A 13985-nucleotide genomic window follows, 5' to 3' on the forward strand; every position below is an offset into this window, starting at 1 on the left:
CGGGTGGGACCCACGTCACAGCACGCGGAGTCGTGCGGCGATCACGCCGACGTCGCTCTCCTTTCCCGAGGCCACGTCAATGACCAGGTCGTACGCCGTGTCCTGGTCCACGGCGGTGAGATCGACGCCGCCCAGGGCGAGGAAGGTGGCGGCGGCGAGCCAGGCGGTGCGCTTGTTGCCGTCCACGAGGGGATGGTTCGTGGCGAGGGCGTGGAGCAGTGCCGCCGCCTGTTCGTACAGGTCGTCGTAGGCCGCCGTACCGAACATGCGGGCGCGCGGCCGGTGCACAGCCGATGCGAGCAGCCCCGGCTCTCGCGCCTCGGGCGCCCGGCCGCCGAAGGCGATCTCGGCGAGGGCGGTGACATCGGCGACGGTCAGGTGACGGGTCACTCGCCCAGCCTCCGCAACAGGTCGGCGTGCGCCCCGGCCAGCCGCTCGGCAACGGCCCGCACTGCCAGGACCTCCTCGCGGAGGTACCGCCGTACGGCCTCCCGCACCACCTCATCCGAGGGGCGGTCCTGCGCGTCCGCGAGGTCGTCGAGGGCCTGATGGGTGGCGGGGTCCAGGGAGACGGTCAATTGGTGCATGCGGGGGAGAATAGAGGCGGTGCCACGGCTCGGCGACCGGATTCCGGCGGCTCAGCGTTCCCGCAGGCGCGTCGTCACCCAGGCCCCGATCAACGCCACCCCGGCCATCGGCAGGAACACCACGGCGAACGCGGCCGGAGGCGCACCGGTGGCGCCGTCCGCCGTGATCGCCGTGCTGCCGCCGCCCAGGGTCGCGAAGGCGGCGCCCGCCGCCGCGAGCAGGACCACGTTGGCGAGGGCGTCGGAGATCTGCAGGGCGGCCGAGTTGGCGCCGGCCTCCTCGGGGGCGGAGAGGTGGAGCAGGAGCACGCTGGTGGACGAGATGACCAGCCCCATGCCGAAACAGCCGAAGGCCCAGGCGACGGCCACCGTCCAGGCGGGCACGGAGTGGATCAGCACGCTCGGCGCGGTGGCGATGGCGGCCGCCACCAGCACCATCCCGACGGTCATCAGCCGCTCCCGGTACGGCTCCACCCGCGCCCGCGACTGCACCCAGGAGGCGAGCGCCCAGGTCCCCCCGCCCGCCGCGAGCGAGAGGCCGGCCAGTGTCGGAGACAGCCCCCGCTGGGTGACCAGCATCAGCGGCACGAAGGAGTCGGCGGCGATGAAGGAGCCGGCGGCGACTCCGCGCAACAGCACGACCGACGGCAGCCCGCGCGCCGCCCGGTAGGTGCCGCGCGGCAGCAGCCCGAGCACGGCGGGTACGAGCAGCGCGGCGCCGACGGCACCGGGCAGCACGGAGATCCACCGCAGGTCCTGCGCGGCGTACTGCAGCAGCCCCGCGCCGAGGGAGATCCCGAGCGCGAGCCGGATGCGGCGCCGGTCGAGAGCGGCGACCGCTCCCGCCTCGACGGGTCCTTCGGCCCGCCGCCGTATCTGTGGCAGCGCGAGCCCCAGCGGGAAGACGACCAGCACGGGGATACCGAGGAACACCCACCGCCAGCCCAGGTGCTCGGTCACCGCACCCGCCGCCAGGGGACCCACGACCGACGGCACGACCCAGCTCGCCGCGAACGCCGCCATGATCGCCGCCCGCAGCCGCTCGGGGTAGGCCCGGCCGACGACGACGTACAGGGCCACGATCACGAGCCCGCCGCCGAGCCCCTGCACGGCCCGCCCCACGATGAACACCCACATCGCCCCGGCGGTCCCGGCCACCACCAGCCCGGCCGCGAAGGCCCCGATCCCGGCGGTCAGCGCCCCCACCGGCCCCCGCCGGTCGGACCACTGCCCGGAGAGCACCATCCCGAACAGGCTCGTCGTGAAGTACCCCGAGAACGCGAACGCGTACAACGACACCCCGCCCAGCTCCCGCGCGGCGACCGGCATCGCCGTACCCACCGCGGTCGCCTCGAAGGCGATCAGCAGCACGACCGACACGATGCCGATGCTCAGCGCACGGTAGGCCCGCCCGAGGACCGTGTCCTCCGGGCTGTCGGCAGGGGCGTCAGCGACTCCGGCGTCGCGTCGTTCAAGGGCAGCCATGGTCGCCAGAGTAAGGTGCGCAGCTCGCTTTGACCCCTGTCCGAAGTCGCCTGCGGCCTGCGACCTTGGTCGTACACCCCGGCCGGCCCCGCCCCCTTTCATGAACGGCGTGTGGCAGTCCTGTTGCGGCCCCGGCGATTCCCTTGAGCCCCTCTCCGGGCGACCGTACATTCATTTCACGAACACGGCCGTGTGCCCGAGTGGTTCAGGGGCTCGCCTGCGCTGCATCCATCAGCGAGCTCCGCTCGCGGGGAGTTACGTGGGTTCGAATCCCGCCACGGCCGTGGGGATGAAAGTCAGTCACGGCCGTGTGCCCGAGTGGTTCAGGGGCTCGCCTGCAAAGCGAGTTACGTGGGTTCGAATCCCGCCACGGCCTCTGGATGCCTGACCAGGCAGAACGGAAGGGCGGTACCCCATATGGGGTACCGCCCTTCCGTCGTCCGTCTCAGTTCCCGTCTCACTCCTCGCCCTGGGATCACGCTCTGGTACACAGAGAGCCACAGCGGCCGTCAGCGACGTGGGTCTCGTGAGCGCACGGCGTTGTCAGTGGCAGGTGGCAGACTCGAAAGGATCTAACGTCTCCGTGACGGAGGACCCGTGCACAACCACCCGCTCCACCGGCCTCTCTTTGCTGAGTGTCTCTGCTGTAGAGCCGAGCAAGAGTTCGTCTTCACATCCAAGACAGACCACGTCATCTGCAAGAGCTGCACACGCCACCAGGGCGATACGACTACTAAGGCGCGTCTCCGTGACACGGACCACGTCGGCCTATGGCGCTCTGAACTCGCCCTCGAAAAGGAAAATCGGAGCCATGAGACGGAACGGCTTCGCAATCGTCTTGAAGAGCGCAACGTGGAGATTGCGCAGCTACAGACCCTGGTTAACGATCTACGAGCGACCTTGACGGAAGGTGTCGAAAACGCTCCTCTGCCCTCAGTAGAGCAGTGGTGGACCAACTCACAGGTTGCCGAGGCAGCACGGCAGCGCGACCAGGCATATCGGTCCAGGGACTACGCCTTCCGGGCGCTGTGGGCAATCCATCGGCTACACCATTCAGATGAGGCCCGAGATGGGTACTGCTCGTGCCACCGCCGAGCGGATAGCTGCAAAGAACTTGCGGCGCTGAAACCAGAATTGACCGCACTCGACCGATGGGAGAAGAACCAGGTCGACAGGCTACGGCGCGGGCTGACGCATGAACTCCCCGACGAGCATCCCGAAGTGCTCAAGCGTGGGGCGTATCGACGGCGTCCTTGGTGAACCATGCAGTCAGTTCACTACCACAGATAGGCGTGCAGGGCAGCCCCCTCGGCGCTGCCCTGCACGCCACTTTCAACTAGCCGACTCGCACAGGCACTCCAGCAAGGCCATCGTCATCATCCGGCGGGCCCGTCTCAGGGTTCCAGATCAGGCCGTCCACTTGCTTTGCGATGTCTGTCCGCACGGCATCCACCATGTGCTGATAGCGGGCGGCCATGGCTGTGGTCGACCACCCCATGAGGCCCATGACGGCCCGCTCGGGAACACCGAGGATGAGTAGCACCGTGGCCGCCGTGTGACGCGCGTCGTGCAAACGCCCGTCCCGCACTTTCGCCTCTGTCAGGAGAGCCTTCCACTCGGTCCAGTCTCGGCGGTGGGACGGGCTACGGCCGTACTCATCCGGGAAGACCAAGCCGTTGTCCTCCCAGCGCTTCCCGGCCCTCGTTCGCTCCGCTCCCTGCGCCTTGAGGTGTGCACGGAGTAGGTCAACGAGCTGATCGGGGAGACCGACCGCGCGACGGCCGGCGCGCGACTTGGTGGTGGACAACTCGGGGTTGGTTCGTCGCCTCTGAGGACAGTACCCGGCGGCCTTGCGTCCGCAGGGCTCCGTGCACCCGTGGGCGTACTGCGGGCGGTGGCGACTACGGCGGACAACGAGGAATCCGCCCGCAAGGTCCACGTCGTCCCACGTCAGCCCCAGCACCTCCCCTTGACGCAGTCCGAGGGCGAGCGCGACGGCCCATCGTGCGGAGTTACGGTGTCGGTCAGCGGCCTTCAGTAGTCGCTGTACCTCTTGGACGCTGTAGGGCTCCACCTCGTAATCCCCCGTCTTCGGGGCCTTGGCCAACAGGACGGGATTCTTGCCGAGATGGCCCCGCCGTACGGCCTCATTGAGGGCGGTACGCAAGGTTCGGTGCACCTGATGAGCGGTGGCGGGCTTACTGCCGTTGGCCTGCATCTTGGCGTAGAACGTCTCGATGTGCTCGGGCTTGAGCCTGTCGAGCCGGTGAGCGCCCAAGCCGGGGATGAGGTGCTTCCGCACCGCAACGCCGTACCCGACCATCGTGTTGTCGTTGACGGCGAGGGGTGCGACGTTCTCAACCCAGTGCGTCAGCCACGCCTTGACCGTCCACGCCTTGCCGGGCTTCTTCACGGTCTTGGTGTCGCGCTGTTTCTCCAGCTCTCGAACGGCGTCCGCTACTTCGGTCTTGGTCTTACGCTCGACATGGCGGCGGTCCGGCGTGCCGTCGTCGCGGACGCCGACGGTGACGCGACCGTGCCATTTGCCGTCCTTGCCGAAGTAGATCGAACTACGGCCGTTGGGCTGTCGGGTGCGCTTCTTCTTGTCCTCTGCCACAGGCAGGCTCCTGTTTCGTGGTGTCGGGATGGAGCCGGGGCGGTGGGCTGTCCTGTCCGGGAGTGCCACCGCCCCGGGCGTCGTCAAGCGGCTCGTTTGGCCGCACGCCGGCGGGCGACGTATTCGGCGGGCGCGTCAGCGGGGACGCGGCGGAGACGGCCGACGTCGATGGACTCCAGCTCTCCGGCACGGATGAGCGCGAAGCATGTGGTGCGGCCGATGCGGAGGCGGCGGGCAGCCTCTTCAACGGTGAGAAGGACCAGCGTCGGGTCATGCGCGGTGGTCGCGGGGGTGCCGTGTTCCTCCCGAGGTTCACTCAGGGGCAGCCGTTCGTCTTTCAGTGCGCGCCGGCGGTCGGTCGGGGTGCTCATGCAGAGGTCTCCCTGGGGTGAGGCGGGGCGGGCCGGGCTGGGGCCCGTGTGTCCGAGGTGGGGATTTCTGCGTCACCCGCGTCATCTGCGTCATTCAGACGTCTGACCTACGGGTTTTGGGTGACGCAGCGGGGTGAGGGTGCGTCATCGGTGACGCAGGCCGGCCGTCATCGGTGACGCAGGTGACGCGGGGTGACGCAGACTTCGCCGTTCTGCGTCACCGCTGCAGGCGCAGGTCACCCGCCGTTTCCCGGGGGCCGGTGACGCAGGTGACGCAGCGTTTCCCACTTAGGGAAAAAAGGGGGGTTCCTGTTGTGGTCCGGTGCGGCTCAGGACGTGAAGAAGGAGCCGCTGCGCGGCGCGACCCTCAGGCGGCGCGTGGCGCCGAACAGCAAGAAGAGCACGCCGGGCCGGTGGTGCTCTTCTTGCTTGTCCCCGGCGCCGGTCAGAACGCCTGCTTCTGCTCGTGCGGAGGCGAGGTCTGCGGACGGCTCATCTCGATGTAGCGGCCCGCGTTGGTCCGGCCCGAGTCGATGAGGACGCCACGTGCCGCAAGGGTCGGCTGGAGACGCTTAAGACGGTCGGAGAGGACTTTGCCGGTGGTCGGCCACCCCTTGGGCAGGGGGCAGAAGTCCTCGCCCGTGTAGAGACGGGTGAGGCAGTGCAGCCACTCCGTGGAGGTCATCCGCTGCTCTGCGCCCGGTTCCATGTCTTCGGCGTGCCGAAGAACGGTCTGCGCCAACAGGTCGCCCTCGATCACGTCGTCGTTGAGGTCGTCCAGACTGGCCCGGTAGGCGGTGAGCGCTCCCAGGCCGGTCGCCGCGTCGAGCTGCGCGCACAGGTGCGCGAAGTCCGCCATCCGCAAGTCCGTGGGAGTCTCCGCCTCAACCCCCCGGACCTTGACCGTCAGATCCAGGAGCGAGCCGAGGACGACGGGCAGCACCTCCGCGTACTCCGCCCACAGTTCCGCCTCGGTGCGCCGCACCCGGGGCCGCTCCAGACGCAACGGCAGAAGCCGTTCGGCGAGGTCGGGACGGATGACTCCGACATCAATGCCGGTCAGGAGCAGGGGGCGGCGGTAGCGGGCGCGGAACACGTCCCCGTCGGTGAACAGCGCGCGCTTGACGTTCTCGGCACCGGTCACGATGCAGCACATCGCGTCGGACAGGTCCGGAGTCATGTGCGAGAGGTTGTCCAGGGCGGTCACCCACCCGGCGGCCACGGCCGCAATCAGGTTCTCCTCGTCCTTCGGAGCGCGGCGCAGGTCACCGGTCATGCCCTCGATGATCCGCACGAGCATCCGGCCGCCCGTCGACTTGCCGGCGCCCTGCGGGCCCGTGAGGAACGGGGCAGGGACGGGCACGGACGGCCCGAGACACCCGACCAGCCACGCGATGGCCAGGCACTCGGTCTCGGCGGTGGCGAAGTTGCACAGCCTCAGCAGAAGGTCGATGCCCTTGCCGTTCGTGTCCTTGGCGGGCAAAGGGAGTTCGCCGGTGAGCTGGGTGCGCCGCCAGCACACCTCACGCGGGTCGGGAACGGTGATGTCCCATCCGGTGGGGTGGATACGGACCGACTGTCCGTCGGCGCGGCCCAGGTCCAGCCACGTCGCCCCGTCGAACCCCGGGGCGACGCGGATGTGCACGGCCTGTACGTCCTCCGTCAGCGCGAGGGCTTCGATCAAGTCCAACGCCTCCTTGAGTGCAGTCCCGTTGAACACGCCCAATCCGTCCTTGAACAGCCCGACCATGAGTTCCTGGCGGTGGCTGCCTGTGGTGCCCTGGGAGCGGATCGGGCGGGCGACGGGATGGCCGTTGCGCTGCGCGTACACGGTCCCGTCGGCGGTGCGGAAGTACCGGAAGTGCGCCTGCGCGTAGTCGGTGATGACCTCGCGAGCCGGGTTCTTGTCGTCTTCAGACATGGTCACAGTCCCAACCTGATCAGGGCGTTGGTCCACGCGTCCGTGCAGTGCCTCGGGGACTCACCCTTGGCCTGCGCTGCGGTGAACAGCCGCGCGACATGGGCGTCCGTGAGGCAGCCGCACCGACCGTGCGTCGACAGCACCGCGAGGAACGTCCGATACACGGTCGCGTGTACCGCGCTGCGGGCCGCGGTGATGCGCTGCACGGCCATGGTGATCCCACGGTCCAGGTAGGCGGGCGTACGGTGTCGGCACTCGCCTCCATGGCCCCGCAGGGGCACTGTGAGCGCCTGTGGCGCCCTGCGGGCCGGATTCGGGTCCTTTACTGCCAGCGCGCGCACAAAGTCCGGGAGAGAAGCCGTCATACCCACGCCGACATCCAACCAACGGGCGTACGCCATAAGGGATTTGATGTCCACGCCCGGCCGCACGGCGTTCGATGACGGCATGGTGCCCCGGTAGATCCAGTGCTCGCCCCGCGTCGTCACAACGGTGCGGGTGGCGGGCAGGGTCCTGCGGGCCCATGCGACGGCCGCCGTGTCGTCCAGGTCGACCACGGTCAGCCGGGCCCCGCCGGGGTGGTAGGCGACCGCCACCGCCTCACGCCATGTCGGCGCCCACACGGGCGAGGTGAGGACGTGTGGGTCGGTGGTCGCAGCGGCCCAGGCGTGGCACGGAGCGGCGCACTGGCAGGGGCCCGCGCTCTTCATGTTGGGTCGGCCGCCGCAGGCGCCGTCCTTGCAGGTGCGGCAGTTACCGAACGGGACCTTGCCCTGCCGCAGCGGCAGGACCGGGACGCCGGCCGCCGCGAGGCGCAGCGCGGTGTGCAGGTGACTCCCGTCCGAGTGATTCCCGTCGACGGGACGCCGGGCCTTGCAGTCAGGTGTCATGCTGTAGGTCTCCTGTTCTGCTACGTCGGGATTGGAGACCGTGGGCGGCGGGCTGTCCTGTCCGGGAGTGCCACCGCCCACGGGCGTAGCTATTTCGGGGTGTGGGCGGCGCGGCGGATCAGGCTCGCGATGGTGGCCACGGTGGGGTAGTCCCACCGGGCGATCCAGTCGACGATCAGCCGGTCGTGCGTGCCCAGTTCGACGCCCGCGTTGTCGAGTTCGGCGTATAGCGCTTCGCGCTGCAAGGACTCGGGCGAATAGCCGAACGGGGGGCTGTTGAGCGGGCCGTCAGAGATGGGGTCGTTGCCGCGGTAAGTCATGGGGTCCCTGTCTGTCAGCCGTAGAACTTGTTCCGCTTGATGACGGCCTTGCGGATGTTGACCGTCGTCCCGCCCCGGTGGCCGCTCGCGCTGAACACCTGCACGGCGATCCAGCCGCCGAAGATGACGGCGGCGAGGATGACGAGCTGGTGGATGAGCGCGGCGAGCGCGGCAATGAACGTGGTCAACAGGACCAAGCCGCCGCACACCGCGCCGAACCCCACGCCCCCGAGCGCGATGTTCACCGCCGTCCGCGAGACGGCCGACTTGTGCGCGACCGGTTCGGGCTTGGCGGGCTCGATGGCGTAGCCGGTGACGACGCGGCCGTCGGGAAGGACGACGCTCGCCACGGCCGGGACGGTGCCCGGCTGCACGGGCACGAGCGGGGCGGTGTGCGCGGGGGCGAGCGGGGTGGGGGTGTGGACTTCCACGGCCGCCGTCTCGTATCCGGCCGGACGGCCGTACGCGGTGGGTTCGTTCACGGTGCGTCTCTCCCTTCGGGTCAGCGGCCGACGCCGGGCACGGCGTCGGTGACGGCGGTGACGAGCTGGTTGACGGTGTCGGCCGCGCCGGTGTGGGCGAGGGAGAAGCCGAAGAGCGCGACAGCGACGGCCGCACCGGCGCCGACGGCCTTGAACCGCAGCAGCAGCGCCACGCCGACGGCGAGCAGCAGAACGAGCGGGATGGTGAGGGTCATGGCGCCTCCCGGCGGGTCTCAGCGGGTGCCGGCGCGGTAGGTGCGCGCGGCGCGGTTGTAGATCCAGCGGCCGACGCGTATGCGCTTGCCGGTCGCGTCGCAGCGTCGGCAGTCCTTGCCGCGCCGGGTCTTGCCCTTGCGGTCGGTCTTGAGCTCGTGGCCCATGCCGTCGCACTTGCGGCAGTCCCCGAACGGGCTCAGCCAACACTTGACGACGTAACCGAGGGTGACGAGCAGCAGGCAAGCGAAAGCAAGCAGAGCAAGGCTCATGAGGGGCCTCTCCGAGGGGGTTCGAGGGGTTTCCGCAGGTCGGCCGCTAGACGCTAGCGACCTGATCAGTGGTGGTTTTGGTCGCTAGCAGGGTCGCTTGCGCAAGCGACGGCCGGTGCTTGCGCAAGCGACCCCGGGGACCTATCCGGCGTCCCGCTTGTTGTTGCGCTCCGTAATCGCGGTGGCGATGTCGTCGCGCTTGATACCGCGCTTGTTGACCACCTTGCCGTCGACGCGGCGGCTGATCTGCTCGGTGGCCACCCCGTACGGCTTGAGCGCTGCAGTGAGCGCTTCCGCCTTGGGCTTGGCCTCCAGCTCCGCCCACGGGCCGTAGACGTCGGGGCGCAGGTCGGCAAGCCGGTCCACGACCGTTTCGGACCACACCTTGGCCTCGCCCTTGCCGAGCACGGCCGCGACGTCGTCAAGGATCGTCGCGGAAGTCTCCGCCGCCGGGGCCTCGCCCACCGCGTCGCCGGACAGGGTCCCCTCCGCATCGCGCAGCGCTGCGGCGCGGGTCAGGATGCGGTCGGCGTCGCGGCCGTCGGCGAGGTAGGTGCGCACGATCCCGGAGTCGTCGGACATGCCCTTGAGCAGACCCACACCCTTGTGCGACTTCAGCAGCTTGGAGGCATCCAAGCCCTCCGAGTAGGACCCGGCACCGAGGATGGTGTCCGACACCTGGTAGGCGCCGACCCGCAGCGCGAACCGGGCCTGATGCTGGTCACGCAACTCCGACGGGCACGCCTTGTCGTCCGGCTTCTGCGTCGCCGTCATCACCGAGACACCGACCGCGGGGGCGACCCGGGCGAGGTAGACCAGCAGAGACAGGATCTCCTTGCCGTGCTCGGGGTGGGTCAGGTACTCCTGCACCTCATCCACCACGAACAGCGTGAGCGGCATGTTCAGCTTCTTGTCCCGGCTGATCTCCGGGGTGAGCTTGCCCTCCGGGCAGACGTGCAGCGGCAGTTCAGACAGCCGGTGATAGCGGTCTTCGACGTCCGCCTTCAGCTCCCGCAGCGCGGTCAGCAGATGCTGAACCGGATCGAACCCGTTCTTCGGCACGATGCCGAACCCGATGCGGTGGGCGACCTTGGTGAACGTGCGCCAGTCCGGCGACGCCTTGCCGTCGAACACGTACAGCCTCACGTACGGGTCCAACGCGGCGGCGAGCGCGATCGTGCGGGCCGAGAACGTCTTGCCCTGACGCGGCACGGCGCCCACCAGCAGCGACAGCCACAGCATCGTGGCCATGACCGGGTTGCCGCGCTCGTCGACACCCCACGGGAACGGCTTCCAGAAGTCCACCCGCGTCGCCCCCAACAGCGGCGACTTGCCCGACGGCACGGCGAGCGGGTCACGGTCGGCGATCCAGTACGACACCCGCCGCCCACTCGTCTCGTCCTTGTCGAGGAAGAGCTGAGTGGGAGCGATGTCCATGCCGGACGACAGGCGCGCATGCGCCTTCATCGCGTCCTCGAACGTCTTGCCGTACGGCAGATCCACCACGACCCGCCAGCCGTCGCCGTCCCGGCCGATCGGTCGCGGGAAGGCGATCGTCTGATCCTTGCTGGTCAGCCCGGCCACCTCGTGCGCGCGGATGACGATGTCCGAGGACAGCTTGCGCTTGCGGAACGTCACCTTGGCCATGTCGATCAGCGGCCGGTCGGCCGGCGCCCCGACCACACCGAGGGTGGTGGTCAGTGCCGCCATGACCAGCATGAGCAGCCACGACGGCGCCATGACGTACAGGGTGAGCGCGGCGGCGAGGCCGACGAACCCGGCCACGGTGGCGACGATCCCCCGCAGCCTTACGCGGTCGTTGCGCTGCCGCGACAGCTTCAGGTACTCCGCCGCATCCTCGTTGGCCACGGAGGCAAGCCGAAGCGTCTTGCCCTCGGCATCGAACACCCACCGGCCGATCGCGGTCGACCACCGCCACGCGCCGCGCGGCGAGTACATGCAGATCTTCGGCGTGTACACCAGCGGCAGCCGGATCGCGTGATAGCCGGCCACGGCCGAGTAGTGCCGGATCGCCCACTTGCGCACAGCCGTGCGCTGGTCAGGGAGCTTCACCCAGTCCGGCAGCACCGGCATGCGGGCCTTGTCCTTGGCTTCCATCCATTCCGCGACCGAGGGCGGGTAGACCTCGCGCGGCGGGTCGACCGGAGCTCCGTCGCTCAGGCCGTCGGCTTCCGGGTCGTCGGTGTCGGGGAGTTCGGCCTGCCACTCCCCCGGCTTGGCCTCGCCCTCGCCCGGGGCGACCGGGGCGGGGGCGGTGTTTTTCTTCAGCGGGAACGGCAGTACGTCAGCCGTCGGCTGCTCGGTGCCCTCCGGACCGTCCGGGGGCGTGAAGGCGGTGGTTTCCGTCACGATGTACGTACTCCTTCGGGAGTCGACGGGTCCGGCCGGCTTGCTGTGGAAGGTCGGGCGGCCGGACCCGGGATTGTGGGGTGGTTCAGGCGGCGCACTGTTCTTCGAGATAGGCGCAGGTCACGCAGGTTCCGAGCGTGGGCGGGATGACGTATCCGGCGTCCCGGTGGCACTCGGGGCAGGTGCGGCGGGCGCGCATCATCGCTTCGTGGGACCGCCACCGGCCCGGGGTCATCGGCCGGACCGGTTTGGCGAGGTCGACGCGGTACAGGTAGGCGATCAAGGGCGGGCGGCCCCGCCGCCGGGGGCGTTCGAGTTGGGCGGCGACGTCCTGACCGCCGGGCCGCAGGTCGCGGGCCCGGAGTTGCCGGCGGGTGGCGTAGCCGTCCGGGGCGAGGTGCCACCGGAAGACGGGCAGCGTGCTCATGCCGCCCCGCGCCGTCCGGAACGGCGACCGGCCACCGACCCGAGCAGCCGCCCAAGACGGGCCCGGCGAGGACCGGACCGGCCGGACCGCTTGACCGCGTACATGGCCTCATCGGCGCGGCGCAGCAGCGCTGACAGGTCCTCGCCCGGGTGGTCGGCGGCCCGCACCCACCCCAGCGACACCGTGGTGTGCACGTCGGGGGCGGTGTCGACCGGCCGGGCCAGGACGCGGGCGAGGGTGTGCAACCGGTCGGCGGCCGTGCCGTCGCGGTCGACGACGACCGCGGCGAATTCGTCCCCACCGAGCCGCCCGACCACCCCGCCGGGGGTGGTGCCGTGGGCGAGGCGGGCGGCGACCGTGGCGAGCAGCGCGTCACCGGCCGCGTGGCCGTGGGTGTCGTTGATCTGCTTGAAGTGGTCGACGTCCGCCAGCACGACCACGGCGCGCGGGTCGCGCAGCAGACAGCGGGCCCGCCGGGTGAACGCGTCCCGCGTCCACAACCCGGTGAGCGGGTCACGGCGGGCGGTGGTCAGCCGTCCGTGCAGCCACCGGGCGTGCACCGCCCACCCGATGACGGGCGGCACGGCCGTTAAGAGCGCGGCGAGGGTGCTCACGGCGCCACCGCCCCGGTGGCGCGTTCGGCGAGCAGGGCGTCACGCAGCATGCGGGCGTTCGCGGGCGACGTGCGCAGGGCCCGGCGGATGCCCTCCCCGGTCACCTCAGCGTTCGTCAGACCGGCCGTCGCCTTGCGCGCTTCGGCCATGAGCTGATCGGGAGTGCGGCGGGTGCGGGTCGATTTCGCAGCGACCGGGACACGGCCCGTCGCCCGACGCGGCGCGGTCGACGCGGCCGGGACCGAACGGGCGGGCACCGGGGCGATCGGGACCGGCTTCACCGCCGGGACAACGGCGGGCATCGGCTTCATGCCGGTGCCCGACTTGCCGAGATCGACCGGCGCCGGGTCGGGCACCGCAAGCCGCGTCAGCACGACCGTGGCCGGGGTCGATCCCCGCAGGTCAGAGGTAGACCGTTCTCGACTATTTACGGTCGGTTCCTCCGCATTTGTGACCGAGGAAGAGTCGAGGGCCGCCGCGCCGAACATCGAGGCGAGGGCCGCGTCCGCGCCGTCGGTGATCCGGTCGCGCTGTACGTCCAGCAGCCTCGATCCGAGCGCAGCGTCCCCCACCCCGACCTTGCGGGCCAGGCGCCACGACTTGCGCTCCGACCACCACTTGACCCGGTTACTCGGGTGATGGGTGGCGCGGGCGCGGTGATAGGCGAGCGCCTGCACGATGTCAGCGGTGCGCTGCTCGTGTTCCGCGTCGCGGCCGTCGGTGTGGACGACGATCCGCCGGGCCAGGAACGCCATACCCTCCGCCGACACCGACATGCCCAACGGGGTCAGCGCGTAGATCACGGTCCGGCCCGGGTCCGGCGCGGCCATGGCGCCCATGACGGCGGCGGCGGCCGGCAGCGCCCACAGCCCGATCCGTACGACGCGCGGCGAGGACTGTCCCAGCAGGGTCAGCCCCAGCAGGACCAGGGCGAGCACGGCCGTGGCGCCCTCACCGGCACCGAGGGCACCGAGCGCGGTCCCCGTGCCGTAGGCGTGCCCGATGTTGCTGTACGTGCCGATTCCACCGACCACGCCCGTGGCGAGCATCGGCACGAACGCTGCCGCCAGGACACCGAGCTGAATCTTTGTCAGCGGCTTACCGGTCTCGCTCATGCCGCTTCCCCCGCCCCCGGCCGGTAGCCGCGAGCGGCGCGCAGGAACGGCACCGTACGGGTCAGCGCGTCGGCGTACAGGGCGTCCCAACCGGCGATCTCGTCACCGGCCTCCGCCTCCGCCCGCAGGTCGGCAAGGACGTCACGGGCCGCGTCCTCACGGGCGGCACGCTCGCCGTCCGTCTCGAACTCCAGCGGGCCCCGGAACAGGTCGACGTCGATACCGAGCGCCAGTTCCGCGAACTCCATATCGCCGTGGGCTTCCTGGCCGGCGACGAAGGTGCGCATACGCATGGTGGATC

The 13985-nt window shown here is 70.1% G+C and carries 16 protein-coding genes and 2 tRNA genes; 2 read left to right on the forward strand and 16 right to left on the reverse strand.

Annotated features, from left to right (window positions below; translation table 11 throughout):
• Nucleotides 1-15: 15 nt before the first annotated feature.
• From ACH45E_RS29150 to ACH45E_RS29160, 3 genes are read right to left on the reverse strand one after another with little or no spacing between them, the layout of a single operon-like run.
• The gene (locus ACH45E_RS29150; RefSeq protein WP_361452975.1) at nucleotides 16-390 is read right to left on the reverse strand and encodes a type II toxin-antitoxin system death-on-curing family toxin; all 375 of its coding nucleotides are present in this window, start codon (nucleotides 388-390) and stop codon (nucleotides 16-18) included.
• Nucleotides 387-587, reverse strand: a complete 201-nt coding sequence (locus ACH45E_RS29155) for a ribbon-helix-helix protein, CopG family (protein WP_361452972.1) — start codon at nucleotides 585-587, stop codon at nucleotides 387-389. The genes ACH45E_RS29150 and ACH45E_RS29155 overlap by 4 nt, the downstream gene beginning before the upstream one ends.
• A gap of 51 nt (nucleotides 588-638) precedes the next feature.
• Entirely contained in the window at nucleotides 639-2072 is a 1434-nt protein-coding gene (locus ACH45E_RS29160; protein ID WP_361452969.1) for an MFS transporter, read from the reverse strand.
• Nucleotides 2073-2258: 186 nt separating this feature from the next.
• Here ACH45E_RS29160 and ACH45E_RS29165 point away from each other — a divergent pair.
• A tRNA-OTHER gene (locus tag ACH45E_RS29165) sits at nucleotides 2259-2356 on the forward strand.
• A 20-nt stretch (nucleotides 2357-2376) separates the two neighbouring features.
• Nucleotides 2377-2448: transfer RNA gene (locus ACH45E_RS29170), tRNA-Cys, on the forward strand.
• A 960-nt stretch (nucleotides 2449-3408) separates the two neighbouring features.
• On the opposite strand, the gene ACH45E_RS29175 is transcribed toward ACH45E_RS29170, so the two are convergent.
• The 13 genes from ACH45E_RS29175 to ACH45E_RS29235 all read right to left on the reverse strand — a co-directional run bounded on the left by ACH45E_RS29175 (nucleotide 3409) and on the right by ACH45E_RS29235 (nucleotide 13971).
• On the reverse strand, nucleotides 3409-4689 hold the full coding sequence (locus ACH45E_RS29175; protein WP_361452966.1) for a site-specific integrase: 1281 nt from the start codon (nucleotides 4687-4689) through the stop codon (nucleotides 3409-3411).
• 83 nt (nucleotides 4690-4772) lie between these two features.
• Nucleotides 4773-5009 carry an excisionase family DNA-binding protein gene (locus ACH45E_RS29180; RefSeq protein ID WP_361453038.1) on the reverse strand — a complete coding sequence of 79 codons (237 nt, stop codon included), beginning with the start codon at nucleotides 5007-5009 and terminating at the stop codon, nucleotides 4773-4775.
• 496 nt (nucleotides 5010-5505) lie between these two features.
• The gene (locus ACH45E_RS29185; RefSeq protein ID WP_361452963.1) at nucleotides 5506-6981 is read right to left on the reverse strand and encodes an ATP-binding protein; all 1476 of its coding nucleotides are present in this window, start codon (nucleotides 6979-6981) and stop codon (nucleotides 5506-5508) included.
• A 2-nt stretch (nucleotides 6982-6983) separates the two neighbouring features.
• On the reverse strand, nucleotides 6984-7871 hold the full coding sequence (locus tag ACH45E_RS29190; RefSeq protein ID WP_361452960.1) for a bifunctional DNA primase/polymerase: 888 nt from the start codon (nucleotides 7869-7871) through the stop codon (nucleotides 6984-6986).
• Between the two features lie 89 nt (nucleotides 7872-7960).
• Complete coding sequence (locus tag ACH45E_RS29195; RefSeq protein WP_361452957.1) at nucleotides 7961-8191, reverse strand: hypothetical protein; 231 nt, start codon at nucleotides 8189-8191, stop codon at nucleotides 7961-7963.
• Nucleotides 8192-8205: 14 nt separating this feature from the next.
• Complete coding sequence (locus tag ACH45E_RS29200; protein ID WP_361452954.1) at nucleotides 8206-8673, reverse strand: hypothetical protein; 468 nt, start codon at nucleotides 8671-8673, stop codon at nucleotides 8206-8208.
• A gap of 20 nt (nucleotides 8674-8693) precedes the next feature.
• Nucleotides 8694-8888: a hypothetical protein gene (locus ACH45E_RS29205; RefSeq protein WP_361452951.1), complete on the reverse strand. Its 195-nt coding sequence runs from the start codon at nucleotides 8886-8888 to the stop codon at nucleotides 8694-8696.
• An 18-nt stretch (nucleotides 8889-8906) separates the two neighbouring features.
• Nucleotides 8907-9158, reverse strand: coding sequence for a hypothetical protein (locus ACH45E_RS29210; protein ID WP_361452948.1), 252 nt, complete (start codon nucleotides 9156-9158; stop codon nucleotides 8907-8909).
• A 141-nt stretch (nucleotides 9159-9299) separates the two neighbouring features.
• Nucleotides 9300-11528, reverse strand: a complete 2229-nt coding sequence (locus ACH45E_RS29215; RefSeq protein ID WP_361452945.1) for a cell division protein FtsK — start codon at nucleotides 11526-11528, stop codon at nucleotides 9300-9302.
• Nucleotides 11529-11613: 85 nt separating this feature from the next.
• The gene (locus ACH45E_RS29220) at nucleotides 11614-11955 is read right to left on the reverse strand and encodes an RRQRL motif-containing zinc-binding protein (RefSeq protein WP_361452942.1); all 342 of its coding nucleotides are present in this window, start codon (nucleotides 11953-11955) and stop codon (nucleotides 11614-11616) included.
• A complete protein-coding gene (locus tag ACH45E_RS29225; RefSeq protein ID WP_361452939.1) occupies nucleotides 11952-12569 on the reverse strand; it encodes a GGDEF domain-containing protein in 618 nt (205 codons plus the stop codon). The genes ACH45E_RS29220 and ACH45E_RS29225 overlap by 4 nt, the downstream gene beginning before the upstream one ends.
• Complete coding sequence (locus ACH45E_RS29230) at nucleotides 12566-13684, reverse strand: conjugal transfer protein (RefSeq protein ID WP_361452936.1); 1119 nt, start codon at nucleotides 13682-13684, stop codon at nucleotides 12566-12568. Before ACH45E_RS29230 ends, ACH45E_RS29225 begins: the two co-directional genes overlap by 4 nt.
• A complete protein-coding gene (locus tag ACH45E_RS29235; protein ID WP_361453035.1) occupies nucleotides 13681-13971 on the reverse strand; it encodes a hypothetical protein in 291 nt (96 codons plus the stop codon). The genes ACH45E_RS29230 and ACH45E_RS29235 overlap by 4 nt, the downstream gene beginning before the upstream one ends.
• Between the last annotated feature and the right edge of the window lie 14 nt (nucleotides 13972-13985).

This window comes from Streptomyces sp. NPDC020299, from assembly GCF_044387825.1.
In the GTDB taxonomy this organism is placed as follows: Bacteria; Actinomycetota; Actinomycetes; order Streptomycetales; family Streptomycetaceae; genus Streptomyces.

Excerpts from the sequence above, each read along its gene's own strand:
- ACH45E_RS29185 (WP_361452963.1), bottom strand. The coding sequence starts at position 6,981 with ATGTCTGAAGACGACAAGAACCCGGCTCGCGAGGTCATCACCGACTAC.
- ACH45E_RS29190 (WP_361452960.1), bottom strand. The coding sequence starts at position 7,871 with ATGACACCTGACTGCAAGGCCCGGCGTCCCGTCGACGGGAATCACTCG.
- ACH45E_RS29230 (WP_361452936.1), bottom strand. The coding sequence starts at position 13,684 with ATGAGCGAGACCGGTAAGCCGCTGACAAAGATTCAGCTCGGTGTCCTG.
- ACH45E_RS29220 (WP_361452942.1), bottom strand. The coding sequence starts at position 11,955 with ATGAGCACGCTGCCCGTCTTCCGGTGGCACCTCGCCCCGGACGGCTAC.
- ACH45E_RS29155 (WP_361452972.1), bottom strand. The coding sequence starts at position 587 with ATGCACCAATTGACCGTCTCCCTGGACCCCGCCACCCATCAGGCCCTC.
- ACH45E_RS29195 (WP_361452957.1), bottom strand. The coding sequence starts at position 8,191 with ATGACTTACCGCGGCAACGACCCCATCTCTGACGGCCCGCTCAACAGC.
- ACH45E_RS29160 (WP_361452969.1), bottom strand. The coding sequence starts at position 2,072 with ATGGCTGCCCTTGAACGACGCGACGCCGGAGTCGCTGACGCCCCTGCC.
- ACH45E_RS29210 (WP_361452948.1), bottom strand. The coding sequence starts at position 9,158 with ATGAGCCTTGCTCTGCTTGCTTTCGCTTGCCTGCTGCTCGTCACCCTC.
- ACH45E_RS29205 (WP_361452951.1), bottom strand. The coding sequence starts at position 8,888 with ATGACCCTCACCATCCCGCTCGTTCTGCTGCTCGCCGTCGGCGTGGCG.
- ACH45E_RS29235 (WP_361453035.1), bottom strand. The coding sequence starts at position 13,971 with ATGCGCACCTTCGTCGCCGGCCAGGAAGCCCACGGCGATATGGAGTTC.